A 15682-nucleotide genomic window follows, 5' to 3' on the forward strand; every position below is an offset into this window, starting at 1 on the left:
TATGTTAGTATATGTTCTTTTTTAGCTTGATGGCGAGAAACCCCGATCTACCTTTCACCTAAGTAAAAAAGCGCCCTATAAACAGGGCGCTTTGCTCCAACCTAATGACTAATATTAGCCGTTGGGTATAATGTTGTTCCTCCAATTGAAACCTTTATTTCATTTGTTAATGGAACATTTTGTTCATTAATAATTGTTCTCCACCATTCCCATGCAAGACCTGTACATTCTCTTGCTACGATTTTTATATTTTTTGAATTTGGTGGAAGAGGGATTACTGTAGAATAATGAGCTGTTTTGTCTTTGCCACTACCTTCCCATGTTTTATGTGTTAGTATTTCTTTCCCATTTTGATCAAATGTGAATCCATCCCAAGATACATCAAATTGAGCAACATAAGCACCGTAATGATCAAGTGTCATTTTAGCACTTGAATATTCTGTAGTTGTCGTCTCGATATAATCTGTATTGTTATGAACAGCAGCAGTTGCATTATCTTTTAAGAACGTGCTTGTATATGAAATTGGATATGCTGGATTTTTAAAACTTAATTCAGCATTATCTTTAATGATATTTCGGATTTCATTGAAATCTTTTGTAACAACCTTGTTATGCTCTTTCGCATCTCCACCTAATACGACAGCAGTAAAGGTACTTTCTTCAAAAATATCTTTGTACTGCCCACTCGTTTCAACGCTGTTATTCTTAAGTAAAGCTTTAAAAGCAGCTTGTACATCTTTACTCTTAGATGTTGTTTCTAATTTTACATAAACCGTTCTACCATAAGCTACATTTGAAACCATAACAGGTGGAGCCGAATTGCTTACTCCTTTACGAGTTAACTCACCAAAAGTAACACTATTATCAAAGAGATCAGATGGATTGTTAGGTAGTTCAGCACTTACAGTATAAAATATTTGTTTATATGCGGCCACCATCACTTTCTTTTCTCCATTTGCAACTGCATTAAAGTCAATATTTAGACTGTTATCAAGATATTTAGCATTAACATTAAGAGCACTTGCGATTTGTGCTTTACTATACACCATAGATTCTGTATACTGCATTCTTGCAGGTAACGTATGTGTTGCGGAATACTTTTCATTCCAAGTAGATACTAAATCATCTACTGCTCCAGCCACATTACCATATGTCGGATTTTGGACAGTGATTGTATTTTCTTTTCTCATACCAGGTAAGTCTATACTAATATTCAAAGGCTTTCTCTTAGCCACTAATAAACTCGGTTGATTGTCTGCAAAAGCTTTATTGGCAAGTTGTACAGCTCCTGGATACGTACGATTCGCTACAGAATCAATAATCGAAATATCGACTGGTGACGTTGTAAGTGATTTTTTCTCACGTTCCACTACTACAAATTTACCATTTGAATTGATACTTTCTTTCGGAACAAAACTCTCTACTTTATCACCATTTACAGCTAAAACCTCTTGATTATTATATGTAAGATTCCCTATACCAGTATCAATGCTACTAGCATTTTTAGTTATATCATTTGCATGACCGGCTTGTGTTTCTGCGAAAGAAATAGATGAATAATTAAGAGTGCATAGACTAACTAATACACATGTAAGGAACTTTCTTCCCTTAAAATTTTTCATAATATTCAGAAAAATCACCCCGTTCTTTTTTTAGTAAGATATAATAATGATGGATATATGATAGCTAACGAATAAACTTACATAAACGCTTTTAAAAGTTCTTGAACTAAAGGAATTACTCCACCTAAAAATTTTAAAACTGCCATTGCGATTTCCATATTCCTTCCTCCTCTTTGCTGTATTAAGATGTGTTGTATATTTATGCTTTCATTATAATAAGCTTTTACATTTGCATCAATTCATTTTTATATGCAATATTTCATATTAGGGAAAAAGCAACTTTTTCTGTCAGGGTGATGATGCTACCACTCTTCTTGAACATATTTCAATCCTTTTAAAAATATCAGAATTTTCTATTTTTAAGAGGTTATGAACGAAACAACCTCGAATAATTGTAATACATATACATAAGGAGGTTGATCTATTTTGTTTCGCTCTTTTACTAATGGTTGCGTCGCCTTAGTGCAACGCTTCTTGCCAGAACCGTTTATTTTATCATGTTTATTAACTGTTTTCGTTATCTTCTTTGGTATGTTTGCAACGCATCAAACACCTGTGGAAATGATTAATCACTGGGGTAATGGCATTTGGGGACTTCTCGCCTTTTCTATGCAAATGGCACTTGTACTCGTGACAGGATCTGCTTTAGCAAACGCTCCTCTTATTAAAAAAGGATTAACAAAAGCTGCCAGACTACCGAAAACGAATGGACAAGGTATTATTGCCATTTCAATCGTAAGTTTACTAGGGGCGTACATAAACTGGGGCTTTGGTATTGTTGTATCTGTTTTATATGCAAAGGAAGTAGCAAGGCAGCTTGAAGGATTAGATTATAGGCTAGCCATTGCCTCTTCTTACTCTGGATTTCTCATTTGGCATGCGGGGCTTTCTGCTTCTATCCCTCTTACGTTAGCAACAGGCGGAGAAACGTTAATGAAAACGACAGCTGGAAGTATTAAAGAAGCGATTCCAATCACTGAAACGTTATTCTCACCATACGCTCTCGTTCCAGTTATTATCTTTCTTATTACGATGCCTCTCATTAATAAGGCGATGCATCCAGATGAAAAGCATACGATTACAGTGGATCCTAGCGTGTTTCATGAAGAAGCTGCGGCTCAAGAAGTAGGTAATAATACGTTCGCTGAGAAAATGGAAAATAGTATCATCATTACACTTTGCGTTGGATTGTTAGGTCTCATTTATATTTTCAATTACTTTTATACGAAAGGCTTTAACCTTACACTTGATATCGTTATTTTCATGCTATTAATTGCTGGACTTATTTTCCACCGTACTCCGATTCAATATATTCGTGCTTTTTCAGACTCTACGAAAAGTGCTTCTGGTATTTTACTTCAGTTTCCGTTTTATGCAGGAATTATGGGGATGATGATTGGAGCAAATAGTGAAGGACTTTCACTTGGAGGAGCTATTTCAAATTTCTTTATTAGCATTTCAAACGAAACGACTTTCCCGCTCTTTACTTTTTTAAGTGCTGGCATCGTTAATATTTTCGTTCCATCTGGAGGCGGTCAATGGGCTGTGCAAGCCCCCATTATGATTCCAGCTGGCGCTGAACTTGGTGTACCTGCTGCAAAAACAGCGATGGCCATTGCTTGGGGAGATGCTTGGACGAATTTAATTCAACCATTCTGGGCATTACCGGCATTAGCGATAGCAGGTTTAGGTGCTCGTGATATTATGGGATTTTGCGTTGTGAACTTACTATATGCAGGATTTATCATTAGTCTATGTTTCTTATTTATTTAAACGAAAAGCTAGTTTTATACTAGCTTTTTTACATAATAAATCATTTATTTCCCACGCAATTTATTATGGTCTTCCACTCTATCTCCGTAAGATGTAATGCCTCAAATGCAAAAAAATCTTCACATACTTTTTCAATCAGATGTGGATTTTCCCTCAAGAAGTTCCACTGTAAAGCTTTAGGAAGAAAATATGTATCATATTCTTTACTTCCCCTTACTACTTCATCAACTTCTCTTTCACAAATTCCTCTTATTAAGTAATCATTTCTTAACTCTATTTGAATTTGCCCAAATATTTCACTACATTTTTTCAATTGAAGCAAACATGTAATATACGTTCGAAAAAGTTCGTTATCATACCCACAACAGTTTATAATACGTTCCATTTCATTCATAATGTACGAGCCTTTTCTTCTATTTGTAATAACCACTTTTCCCGCTTCTCTCGTTTACTCGTTTTCACAGATTGAAAAACTGACCGTTTTATATCGCGAATGCCGCAAAAACGTAAGACACCTCTCTTCATTATAATCCAATCTGCTGATCGATATAATAGTGCGACGTACCATAACGGTGAATCTAGCGTATTAATCACCCACGCCTTCTTCCCTTTCAATAACCCTTTCGGCAGAGCACCTTCATATTTATAAGCAAATCCGGCAACGAAAATACGATCAATAAATCCTTTTAAAATAGCTGGCATCCCCCACCACCATATCGGATAGATGAATAGAAACATATCCGCTTCTTCTACTAATGTTCTGTACCGAGCTGTTTCTTCTTCATTTACTAAGTCACGTCTTTTCTTCTCTTCATTAAATACAAGGACTGGATCAAATTGCTCCTTATATAAATCAAGTACGGTAACTGAATGATTTGTTTCCTGTAGTCCTTTTTGCACATGATTTAAAATTGCCGCGTTAAAACTTGAAGGACTAGGATGAGCGTATACAATAAGTACATTCACTACAAAACAACTCCCTTTATAAGTTAAAGTTTCCCCTTCTTTAACATCTTCTCCACAATTTGCACGTTTTTTGAACTTTGTAACAACCGGTTTAATACTGTAAGTAACTCTTCTTTTTCTAAACCTTGCAATTTCGATTTAACCGTACTCTCACCAGCACTTTGAATATCAGCCGCCATATGTTTGCAAAGATTCTCATACGGACACTCGCAGCTACTTTTTGCAAAATCTTCAAGATCAATAATCACTTCATAGTCCCCTACATTTCCAGTAACGAAAGCAAATATTTTCTTGTCTTGTATTTCAACATCTTCTACATGTCCTTCTTCATAATATTCATACCCTTTATCCATAATGTACTTAGGAATCCATTTCGTTATATCATGTAACAAATAAGCGTACATAACAATCCCTCTTCCTTTAATTCCCTTTTGACTTCTAGAGCCACTGCATGTTATTCTAATAACTGTCAAATAGCAAGTCTATATGACAAAACGACTGACACCTATTCGGCGAAGGTGTCTCTTTTCATTTGCAGCCGATATGAAGTGCCTCTTTCAGGCATATTCAATCTTTGACACTACACACTCAACACCATTCCCTGTATCAGGCTGCTTAAGCAGTCTTTTACTCTACATACTTCAAAAAAAGAGAGCTTAGCTCCCTTTTCTCGCTTTATAAAATACCCCTTTTTCAGTATAGAGATATTCATCAGCTAATGTAATTTTCCCATCCAGTTTCAGTTCATCTAATAGTCTTGATAAATAAAATTGATGTAACATCTTTTTCGTGAATTTTCCTTCATGATGCGAAACGATATGTTCTTGAATATCTAACAATGATATCGGCTTATCTTGCTCTATCATATATTCATAAACTGTACTACGCAGTTTTACGTATTTTTCGAGTGTCACAGTAACGCGCAACCCCTTTCTTCTTAATATAAATTTTCGTAATCGGTTTTTTTGCAATAAAAAAACCTCTCCGATAAGAAGAAGTTACGTATATATCTTCGTCTTATCTCCCAGAACAAATTTGTTCTGCTGGAATTAGCACCTGCATCGCGGTTGCTGGGTTTCATCGGGCCAGTCCCTCCACCTCTCTGGATAAGAAAATATTCACTTAATTCTTACTATACGTAATTTCATTTCAATTGTCAAACAAATATAACAAATTATATTTTCTTCTTTACTGTTCATACTATACATATATGAATATGCAAGGAGGATTATGAAATGCACGAAAATGCCCGCGGATATGTACAAGATTCTTTTCAATCATTACAAGAAGCAAAACAATGTTTAGAAGCAGCATTACAGACTGTTGAAAAAGATTTTAATCGCGCTCGTATTGAACAATCTCTTTATGCAATCGAACAAGCTATTCAACGCTGCGACTACACCGTTCACATTTTAGAACAAGATTGAAAAAACTTCCCATCATAAGGTGGGAAGGTTTTTCAAATGGCATACTTCATAATTATTGCCGTTATGATTAAAAAATATACAGAATTCACAATTTCTAAAATCCCTACTTTTATAATAGAAATTTTTTTGCCATACAATATAATGGCTCGAATGACACTTGGTATAAAAATAAGAGAACACAACGGATTAATAGCAAATACGATGACCGTTAACATGATATGATAACCCCAAGATATATAACGATACTTCGGATTATTTTTCTCACGTATCATCGTTTTCACATAAAACGTACTTCCTAAAAAATATAAAAATGAAATAAGCGCAATAAATAATGCAGTTTTATCTATCAGTTTCATTGAAAAATAATAACTAACTAAACCACCTATACAGAAAACAATAATTGCACTAACGTCATTTAATAATGCTCTTTCATTTTTTTGACGAGCGTAATACATATTTACTATAAAGAATGGAATCATGACTATTACGAATAAAAGAATGCGCCATTCATATAATAGAGAAATCATCCCAAATACGAACGCAATCAAAAAATATACAATTGCTGCATGTAAATACTCTTTTTTTCTTTTTTGTTTTATGTACATAAGGAATGGATACGTAGCTAAATAGATAAAGAACCAAGCTATAAACAATGGAATATGATACATAGTAGGTTTTCCAAGTATGACACTTAATAGAAATGGTATAACAAGCATCGCCCATGCACCATGTTGCTTCGGAATAACTAACTTCATTAACTATACACCTCCCTTTTGAAAATAGTTCTCACCTACTATTATACAAATAATTTTATATAGTAACGGATATATATTGGACTATTTTTTGACAATAAAAAATGCTCCTTACAATATGTAAGAAGCATGAAAGAGGCAAACGAATATGTAAGTCGCGACCCTACCTTATATGAGTATGCTTTTCTATACCATGTTATGCTTATCCAATATGCCATATTTCTTTTTAAATCTTGTAAGAATCGTAATCCAAGACGTACTAAATAATAGTAAGAAAACAACATTCGAAATTGCATGGCTCAAATCGAAATAAAAACTTGCGATATAATACGAAATGACTGTTTCCCACGTTGCCTCTCGTATAAAACCGAGAAGCCCCCAAAAATTCATGATCCAGCCAAATAAAAATCCAACAAACAATCCGTATAGTAGTCTTCCCCATAGCTTTTTCATTAAAAACGTATTACGTAATAATCCAGCTATAAAACCAATCATACCCCATGAAAACATTTGCCACGGCGTCCACGGACCTTGCCCTAAAAAGATATTAGACACAATCGCCGCTGTTGCCCCGATCATAAATCCAGTTTCACTTCCGAACACGATTGCAGAAACGATAATAACAAAAGAAGTCGGTTGTACACTCGGTAAAATAGAAAATGGTACGCGGCTAACTGCTGCAATTGCTGCTAACACAGCGACGAGAACAATTTCACGTGAAACAAACGCCTTTCTTTCAAAGCGGATATAGAAAGGTAACATAATAACGACTAATAAAAACAAACTACTTAACATGTAATACCCATCCATGATAAGTGTAGTAAAGAGTAATGTGCCTATTATTACTGCAAAAATACATATTATGAATGCAACATATCGTTTGGACACGCTTCGTACACATCCTCCCACGTTAATGCATATGGCAATTCTTTTCGAATGAATCGGTTAATAGAGGTTGTATAAAAGAAGTTACCACTAAAAAATTCTTTCGGTGCATCATTCATAATGACTGCTCCGTCGAATAACATCATGCATTGATCAACGTATTTCGCTGCAAACTCAATATCATGCGTTGCCATTACAATTGTTGTCCCTTCTTTTTGCAGTTTCCTAAATAACTCTCCTACTCTTTCTTTCTTCCATGGATCGAGTCCCTTCGTCGGTTCATCCAGTAATAATAAAGTCGGCTTTGATAATAACGTCGTACATAACGCGAGTAGTTGTTGCTCACCCCCGCTACAATCATGTGGATGGCGTTCTTTAAGTGCATATAGCCAAAACTTTTTAAGCTGATGTTCTGCTATTTCTTTTCCTTGTTCTCCATATAATTCACGCGCTCGTTCATACACTTCGTCCCACACTGTATCAAATGTAAAATGATAATACGGATGCTGTGATACATACCCAATACTTTTAAATCGTTCTTTCGAATCAATTTTATGTATCACTTTCCCATTCCACTTTACTTTCCCTCTTCTCGATTTTTGTAACCCTGCTAAAATCGTTAACAGTGTAGACTTCCCTGTACCATTCTTTCCAACGAGAGCTACCCATTTTCCTTTTTCAATCGATACTGTTAAATCTCGTAAAATGAGCGGACTATTTTTTTCATATTGGAACGAAATATGCTCGGCACTTAAAATGACTTCTTGCTTTTCACTTTGTGCTATTGGCTCACTTACATATGACATCGCTGAAAAATTATTCATTTTCATTTGCGCTTCTCGCACTGTAAACGGAATATCTTTCGTATTCCACTCTAAAAACAATCTTGGAATTTGCGGAATAAATGGCCGGAACTTTTCTACTTCCCACATATTTGCTACAACCGTTTTCGGACTACCGTCATACACGATTTGGCCGTTACTCATACAAATAACGCGCGTTGCAAGTGGTATTACTTCATCTAAACGATGTTCACTTAAAACGATCGTAATTCCAAGTTCTTCATTAATACGCTTTAACAATCCTAAAAACTCTTTTGCGGCAATTGGATCTAACTGCGCTGTCGGTTCATCTAATAATAACAATTTCGGTTGCATTACTAATACGGCAGCTAAATTAACAAGTTGCTTCTGTCCGCCAGATAACGTATGAACAGATTGATGCAATAAATCTTGAAATCCTAAGAAACTAATGAGCTCTGCTATTCTTTTTTGAATAATATGTGATGGTAATCCAATATTTTCTAAAGAAAACGCTAATTCTTGAATTACTGTATCCATTACGAGTTGATTTTCTGGATTTTGAAATACCATACCAATTTCTTGAGCAGATAACAAATCCGGTACATTTTCTAATAAAGTACCATCATAATATGTATCCCCAGTACGCTTACCGATTGGAAGTAATTCCTTTTTAAAATGTTTTAATAAAGTCGTCTTTCCAGATCCTGATCCTCCAGCAAGTGCAATAAACTCTCCTTTTTGAACAGAAAGAGAAATATGCTGTAACGCTTCTTCGTTTTCATCAGCATATACAAATGATAAATTGTTTATTTCTGTATGCGCCACCATATCCATTCCCTTCCTTCCATTATGATTGGTAAACTAATAAACATCGTAAATACAACAAACATCATCCCATCGTATTGCTGAAATAAAATAGATTCGACTTTCGGATAAATGATTAACTTTCCCCCGCCATACGTACTACATATAATAGCAGCTATAAATAGAATACTTAAATAACTGAGCGTGTACCAATCGCGTCTTTCCATTGTATAGCGAATATATGTCGTGCGCTTCGTTACACCAAATCCACGAGCTTGCATAGAATCTGCTGTTTGCAGTGCATCTTCTAATGAACAAATTAATAATACTTGCAATAGTTGCATACCATTTTTCACACGTTCCACAATGGAACCTGCATCTACCTGTACACCTTTCGTCTTTTGGACGAGTGTTATTTTCTGTAATCTTCTCATAAACAAAGGAACAAATCTCACTGTAATCATCGTTAACAATGCTACTTTCGGTGAAATTCTAGAAAATAAATATAAAAATTTATGGCTTGTAATAATATCATTATACGAAGCAAACGTAAACATAATCGCCACTAGTAATAACCCCATTACTACTCCAAACATAATTGCCTCAAGTTTAATACGACTATCACCTAACCAAAATAATGTCGTTCGGCCTCTATGCGTGAATAACGAATTGAATAAAATGACCATAAAAAAGAAAATAATTGTGCTCGGTAACATTTTTCTTATCTTTTCGCTATTCCCTTGCATTATATTTAACATAACGATTAATAGTATCGCTCCAATTAAAAAAAGAGGATGAAGACACATCATACATAGTATCATCACCCCGATATAATAGGAAAAATTCACAAAAGGATGTAAAGAAGAAAAACTTATTTTCATAGTCCTTTACCAAATGCCTTTCTTATTTTAATACATACACCCACTCGATTGTATCTCCTGGTTTAACTGTTACTACACCTGCACTATGATTTGGAAATGCCCCGTTCACACGATATTTCCATCCACTAGTAGCAGTAACATCTTTTTCATATAAATCATTAATACCTTTTACGTAAACATCGCCTTTAGATCCACTTGCATCCACATCTAAACCTGTACGCTGCAATACTTTATAAACTGTATCGCCTTCTTGTACATCCATTTTTCTCGCACCCAATAAGTAGCCTTTATCACCTTTTACTGAGATCGTGACTTGTTTTGCTTGTGGTTTTGGTGGTGGTGGAACTGGGTTTGGTTTTTGTTGTTCAGAATTTGGAACGGGCGGAGTCGGTATCGTTTTCTCCTCTTTATTCGGATCAACTTTTTGCTCCTGTTTCGGTGTTTCTTTCGGCTGATTTACAACCTTCGCTTCTTCTTTTACTTCTGGTGCTTTCGGTTGTTGCTCTTGTTGTTTCTCTTGTTGTTTCTCTTCTTGTGCTTTTTGTTGTTCTGGTTGCTTAGTAGCGACAGGCTGTTCCTGCTTTTTTTCTTCTTTCTGTACTTCCGGTTGTGCTTGTGGCTTTTCTTCTTTCGGCTTCTCTTCTACTTTTTGCTCTTGCTTTTCTTTCTGTTCGTCTTGCTTATTTTGCTCTTGTTCAGCTTGTTTTTCCTCCGGTTTTTCTTCCGGCTTCGCTTCATCTTTTTTCTCTTCTTGTTTTGCTACTTCTTCTTGCTTCGGTTCTACTTTCTTCTCAGGCTTTACCGCTGCCTCTTCACATCCGGCAAGTAGCCCAAGTGAAAGCAGTAAAGAAATAAACCATTTCATCTTACTCATGTTGCCTCTCACCTTTCATATTAAAAATTAGGAGCAAATGATTGCTCCTAATTTTTGTTAAGCTGCTTTACGTCTCCATAATACATATGCAGAAGCAATACATAATACACCCATACCTACTTCTGTCGCTGCACTATGAGAAGATGCTCCTGTTTTTGGTAATGTGCTACCGTTTCCGGATTTTTTATTTTTAACCGGTTCGTTATCCACAACAACTTTTAAAGTGTCACCTTTTGTTTCTTGTTGCACTTGTTTTTGTTCTTCTGGTTGTTCAGTAACTTCTTTTTCCACCACAACATTTTCTGAATCTACATTTGGTTTTGGATTAATTTCAGTAACAGATTCAGTTGACCAGTCATAAATCGATTTTCCAAGATCTTTAAACTGAAGTAAAGCTAATAATGCTTGCTCTGTTGCCATTCCGCTACCGTTTTGATCGCCTGGTAACCATTTAAATTCACCATTTGGAAGTTGATATGACAATAGATTTTGCATCGCCTTATGTAGACGGTTTTGATCTACATCTTTCACAAGTGATAATCCAATAATTGCTTGCGCAACACTATTAGAATTTTCTTGTCCATCAGCAGAAAAACCGCCATTTTCTAGTTGTTCATTATATAAGTATGCGACAGCCTTTTGCACTGCTGATTTCACATCTGCTCGGTCTTGATAAGGAGCTAATGCTGATAAAACCATACCTGTTACATCAACGCTACTCGCACTGTCTTTACTGCTTGCACTATCATAAGTCCAGCCGCCATCTGTATGTTGCGCGTTTAAAAGTGCATCTACTAAAGCAACTCGATTCCATTTTGAATCTACTGGAATTTCATATTTTTTCGTATCAAATGCAAGTAAAGCAAATGTATAACCTGTAACAGAATTCACTTTATCTGATTCGTACAATTTTTGAACTAAATTATGTTCGCCTACCATTTTTGGGTCTGCATTCATTGCATTCATCATAATAATTGTTCTAGCTAAATCTGTCGCTGAAAAACGATTAACGCGCTTTTCTACCTTTTCAGTTACAGCCTTAACATAATTTAATTTCGCCTCGATTGGTATATCCTTTCCAGAACGAGAAAGACCTAGCGCTACCCAATCACTTTCAATTCCATCTTGTAACATCTTTTCAGACGTCTTAGCGATCGCGTCATTTACTTGCGCTGCTGGAACTTGAATGTTCTCTTGCTTTGGTTTTTCTTGTTTTAGATCATCCGTCTTCGGTTCTTCTGGCTTTTCTTGTTTTGGATCATCCGTTTTTGGTTCTTCTGGCTTTTCTTGTTTTGAATCATCCGTCTTTGGTTCTTCTGGTTTCTCTTGCTTTGGATCATCCGTCTTTGGTTCTTCTGGTTTTTCTTGTTTTGGATCATCTGTTTTTGGTTCTTCTACCGTTTTACACGTACCAAATTTATCTAATGTTTGTTGTAATGTTTCTTGACTCATCTTGCTCCAGTCTGAAACAAAGCGGAAAACAACAACATCTCCAGATTTTAATTTATAACTATCCGCTCCAACTTCTGCAGATTTATCATTTACATCATACAACCAGCCACTTGTAGCCCCGGCCATTAGCCCATCAATGCCTTTTACATACGTTCCAAACGACATCGTTTCAGCTTCTACTTTGTCCCCCATGACTTTTTGTAGCAAGCTTAAAGCTGTTTCCCCATCTTTAATTTGCTCTTCTTTCGGACATAACATAATGCCCTTTTGTGATTCACCAATAATTGCAAGTTTTGCTGTATTTCCTTCAGCAAACGTAATATGTACTGTATTCGCAAAAGAAACAAATACAAGTGTAACTGCCATTAACGACGTAAGCAGCCATTTTTTTAACATTGCCATCCCAAAATTTCCTCCCTTACTACTATTCACACAAAAAAAGGCCCTTCAAGGGCGTGCAATTGACACTCTTTTTTTGTAAGTGTCGAACAAACTGTGCAACACCTCCTACCCGCATCATTCGCGGCTATATTTGTATAGGAAAAATAATTTTGTTCATGAACGTATCATTGTGATAACATTCACTTTTCTAGGCACAACTTACTTCCATTTAAGTTATCGTAAAACGATAAACCTATACATTCTGTTAATTTTAAATTTCTGTATTATTTTACTATTGACATAGAATTTTGTCCATGCTTTATCGGATTTATTTTCTAAGAATAGTAACTTACTAACCTTTAACGATGCAAACTCTTTTCACTAATAATGACGCCATCTTCATCCACATACACATATTCATTCGGCTTCCATTCAACTTGCCCAAATTGCAATGAAATATTTCGTTCTCCTTTCCCTTCTTTTACACTTCTATTCGGCATTGTCCCTAACGCTAAAATACCTATATTTATATTCTTTAGTTCACTAGAATCACGAACGTATCCATATACAATAATTCCTGCTAGCTTTCTTTCCTCCGCAATAGCTGCCAAATTATCACCGAGTAACGCACAATTCGTAGACGCTCCCCCATCAACAACTAATACCGTTCCTTCTGGTAATGTTTGCAACCCTTCCTTCACTAGTACATTATCATCCTTCACTTTTACCGTTGCAATTTTCCCGTAGAATTGTTCTTTCTTCCCAAAAGACCGAAAAGATTGGCGACATATTTGTAATTCATTTTCAAACTCATCACATAGATCCGTAGTTTTCCACATCTTTTTCCCTCTTTTCCTTTTACTTTCTATTTAACATATTCTTGGATTATTTTCGTTTCCCTGTCTATTGTTGCGATAATTTATATATGCAGAAAAAGGACACAAAAACTATTGCCTTAAGAAGCCACCTTTATTATAATCTATTTCACGGATAAATTTCAGAATATTAAAAAATAACCAAGTGAAAAAGGAGGGATTTTATGCAACTACAAACTGAAGTAAAAAAACAACCTAGTAAACGAAAGTTTAAAATGCCTGATGCGTATGTACTACTATTTTTTATTGCTTTACTATGTGCAATAGCTACTTATTTCGTTCCTGCTGGAGAATTTAAAAGAGTTACAAACGGGACTGTTACAACGACAATACCAGGAAGTTATCATTCTGTTCCACAATCGCCAGTAGGGTTTGTTTCTTTTTTTACCGCTATTGAAAAAGGAATGACACTTGCTGCTCCGATCATCTTCTTAATTTTATTTACGGGTGGTGCTATTGCTATTCTTGAAAAAACAGGTGCTCTTGACGGTTTAATCTATCATGTTATTAACAAATTTCGTAATCAGCAATTCCTTTTCATATGTATTGTCGCCGCACTCTTTTCCATTCTCGGAACGACTGGCATTATCGTTAACTCAGTTATCGGCTTTATCCCTATCGGCATCATCGTTGCCCGCACATTAAAATGGGACGCTATCGTCGGCGTAGCCATTATTTATTTAGGTACTTATGCTGGTTTTAATGCTACTATATTATCTCCTTCACCTTTAGGCATTTCACAAAAAATCGCGGAACTTCCAATGTTTTCAGGAATTGGTTTACGCACAGCAATTTATATCTCTTTTTTACTTGCTACCATTCTATATATTAATTGGTACGTAAAACGCTTAAAAAATTCGAATAAAGGAAGCATACTCGGAGATAACTGGTTTCCAAGTAATGCTCTTTCAAGTGAAAAAGAAGCGCAGAAAACAGAAGTTCCTTGGACAATACGTCATAAATTAATTTTACTCGTTTCAGCTTTATCATTAATTGCATTTTTAATCGGCGCTTTTCGTCTACATTGGACAGACGCAGAAATGACTGCTACTTTTATTTTCATCGCAATTACAGCTGGAATAATAGGTGGTATGAAAGCAAACGATATCGCTTCTACTTTTCTAGCAGGCTGCCAAAATCTCATATACGGTGCTTTGATCGTCGGAATGGCTCGTTGTATTTCAGTCATTTTAGAACAAGGAAAATTACTTGATACAATTGTTAACCAACTCGCACAGTCTCTCGAAGGACAAAGCCCGGTATTTGGCGTAATCGGTATGTATGTAAGTAGTGCCGCATTACATTTCCTTATTTCATCCGGTACAGGTGAATCTGTTATTTTTATTCCGATATTAGCTCCGTTAGCTGATTTCATGCACATTACACGCCAAGTTACAGTACAAGCTGTTATGCTCGGCGAAGGTGTAGTGAACTGCCTCAATCCAACTTCCGGTGTTTTAATGGGCGTTCTCGCAGCGAGCGGTATTTCTTATGGAAAATGGATTCGATTCATGGCTCCTCTTGCATTCATTTGGTTTATCATCGGACTTATTTTTCTTATTGTTGGCGTGAATATTGAGTGGGGACCGTATTAAAACTATGAAACTTTCTCCCTATTATTTCACCGTTATCTTATAATAATGAAAAAAAGGATTGATTATAGTAATCAATCCTTTTTAATTCCATCTCTCAAAGCTAAATCTCTGCAGCTAATAAATTGTACTCATTGTCAAAAGAAGCATGGATTCTATGGCCACCAAATACATCTCCATCATTGTATTCGCAATATATATCATTTTCTCTCATTACAATGTCCATAAGAGTAATAGATTGCTCAAATGTTTCTTTCGTCATATCATATTCTCCTGCATCTACAGCATTCCAATCTAAGTGTTCATCATTCTCATCATATTCAGGCCAAAAATCATTTTTATACTCTATTAATTCTTCCGCTATAGCAAGCTTAGCTTTTTTATCAAATTCCTCTAAACATACATAAAGCTTTTCTGCTCTTTTCAGCATTTCATGTACTTGTACATGCTCATTTCTAACATCCAATTCCCAATGTACTTTTCCTTCGTTTTGTTTATATGTATGTAAAGTTTCATTAAAGATAAACATTCCAATCAATTCACTATTTATTGATTTTCCCATGATTTCATTTCCTTTCTATCCCTGAAAAAGAAA

Annotated in this window: 16 protein-coding genes and 1 riboswitch; of the genes, 3 read left to right on the forward strand and 13 right to left on the reverse strand. The window is 35.5% G+C overall.

Going from position 1 to position 15682, the window contains the following annotated elements; genetic code table 11:
* Positions 1-101: 101 nt before the first annotated feature.
* Positions 102-1640 carry an anthrolysin O/cereolysin O family cholesterol-dependent cytolysin Alo gene (gene alo / locus NLJ82_RS15535; RefSeq protein ID WP_012644488.1) on the reverse strand — a complete coding sequence of 513 codons (1539 nt, stop codon included), beginning with the start codon at positions 1638-1640 and terminating at the stop codon, positions 102-104.
* Between the two features lie 408 nt (positions 1641-2048).
* Between alo and NLJ82_RS15540 the strand changes: the two genes are divergently transcribed.
* On the forward strand, positions 2049-3395 hold the full coding sequence (locus NLJ82_RS15540) for a short-chain fatty acid transporter (RefSeq protein WP_000490020.1): 1347 nt from the start codon (positions 2049-2051) through the stop codon (positions 3393-3395).
* 40 nt (positions 3396-3435) lie between these two features.
* On the opposite strand, the gene NLJ82_RS15545 is transcribed toward NLJ82_RS15540, so the two are convergent.
* The 4 genes from NLJ82_RS15545 to NLJ82_RS15560 form a co-directional block, all read right to left on the reverse strand.
* Positions 3436-3789, reverse strand: a complete 354-nt coding sequence (locus tag NLJ82_RS15545; RefSeq protein ID WP_001004515.1) for a hypothetical protein — start codon at positions 3787-3789, stop codon at positions 3436-3438.
* Complete coding sequence (locus NLJ82_RS15550; protein ID WP_001101673.1) at positions 3786-4361, reverse strand: NAD(P)H-dependent oxidoreductase; 576 nt, start codon at positions 4359-4361, stop codon at positions 3786-3788. Before NLJ82_RS15550 ends, NLJ82_RS15545 begins: the two co-directional genes overlap by 4 nt.
* 23 nt (positions 4362-4384) lie before the next feature.
* A complete protein-coding gene (locus tag NLJ82_RS15555) occupies positions 4385-4765 on the reverse strand; it encodes an SWIM zinc finger family protein (RefSeq protein ID WP_000271509.1) in 381 nt (126 codons plus the stop codon).
* 252 nt (positions 4766-5017) lie between these two features.
* Positions 5018-5275, reverse strand: a complete 258-nt coding sequence (locus tag NLJ82_RS15560) for a hypothetical protein (RefSeq protein ID WP_000171478.1) — start codon at positions 5273-5275, stop codon at positions 5018-5020.
* 100 nt (positions 5276-5375) lie between these two features.
* Positions 5376-5474, reverse strand: a riboswitch (SAM riboswitch).
* 122 nt (positions 5475-5596) lie between these two features.
* Between NLJ82_RS15560 and NLJ82_RS15565 the strand changes: the two genes are divergently transcribed.
* Positions 5597-5788 carry a hypothetical protein gene (locus NLJ82_RS15565; protein WP_000545001.1) on the forward strand — a complete coding sequence of 64 codons (192 nt, stop codon included), beginning with the start codon at positions 5597-5599 and terminating at the stop codon, positions 5786-5788.
* Between the two features lie 32 nt (positions 5789-5820).
* On the opposite strand, the gene NLJ82_RS15570 is transcribed toward NLJ82_RS15565, so the two are convergent.
* The 7 genes from NLJ82_RS15570 to rraA form a co-directional block, all read right to left on the reverse strand.
* Positions 5821-6543, reverse strand: coding sequence for a YwiC-like family protein (locus NLJ82_RS15570; RefSeq protein ID WP_000779990.1), 723 nt, complete (start codon positions 6541-6543; stop codon positions 5821-5823).
* Positions 6544-6726: 183 nt separating this feature from the next.
* Complete coding sequence (locus NLJ82_RS15575) at positions 6727-7428, reverse strand: ECF transporter S component (RefSeq protein WP_002170204.1); 702 nt, start codon at positions 7426-7428, stop codon at positions 6727-6729.
* On the reverse strand, positions 7401-9062 hold the full coding sequence (locus NLJ82_RS15580; protein WP_041185183.1) for an ABC transporter ATP-binding protein: 1662 nt from the start codon (positions 9060-9062) through the stop codon (positions 7401-7403). Before NLJ82_RS15580 ends, NLJ82_RS15575 begins: the two co-directional genes overlap by 28 nt.
* Positions 9035-9913, reverse strand: coding sequence for an energy-coupling factor transporter transmembrane component T (locus tag NLJ82_RS15585; protein ID WP_012644489.1), 879 nt, complete (start codon positions 9911-9913; stop codon positions 9035-9037). The genes NLJ82_RS15580 and NLJ82_RS15585 overlap by 28 nt, the downstream gene beginning before the upstream one ends.
* A 22-nt stretch (positions 9914-9935) precedes the next feature.
* Entirely contained in the window at positions 9936-10787 is an 852-nt protein-coding gene (locus tag NLJ82_RS15590) for a DUF4430 domain-containing protein (protein WP_000041429.1), read from the reverse strand.
* Between the two features lie 57 nt (positions 10788-10844).
* Entirely contained in the window at positions 10845-12641 is a 1797-nt protein-coding gene (locus NLJ82_RS15595) for a DUF4430 domain-containing protein (protein ID WP_001241077.1), read from the reverse strand.
* A 338-nt stretch (positions 12642-12979) separates the two neighbouring features.
* Positions 12980-13459: a ribonuclease E activity regulator RraA gene (rraA, locus tag NLJ82_RS15600; protein WP_000266066.1), complete on the reverse strand. Its 480-nt coding sequence runs from the start codon at positions 13457-13459 to the stop codon at positions 12980-12982.
* A gap of 200 nt (positions 13460-13659) precedes the next feature.
* Here rraA and NLJ82_RS15605 point away from each other — a divergent pair, with 200 nt between their 5' ends.
* On the forward strand, positions 13660-15090 hold the full coding sequence (locus NLJ82_RS15605; RefSeq protein WP_001176946.1) for a YfcC family protein: 1431 nt from the start codon (positions 13660-13662) through the stop codon (positions 15088-15090).
* A 100-nt stretch (positions 15091-15190) separates the two neighbouring features.
* Here the strand turns inward: NLJ82_RS15605 and NLJ82_RS15610 are convergent, their stop codons facing one another.
* Entirely contained in the window at positions 15191-15649 is a 459-nt protein-coding gene (locus NLJ82_RS15610) for a DUF2262 domain-containing protein (protein WP_000520314.1), read from the reverse strand.
* Positions 15650-15682: the final 33 nt, after the last annotated feature.

This window comes from Bacillus paranthracis (genome assembly GCF_024296885.1).
Taxonomy (GTDB): domain Bacteria; phylum Bacillota; class Bacilli; order Bacillales; family Bacillaceae_G; genus Bacillus_A; species Bacillus_A paranthracis.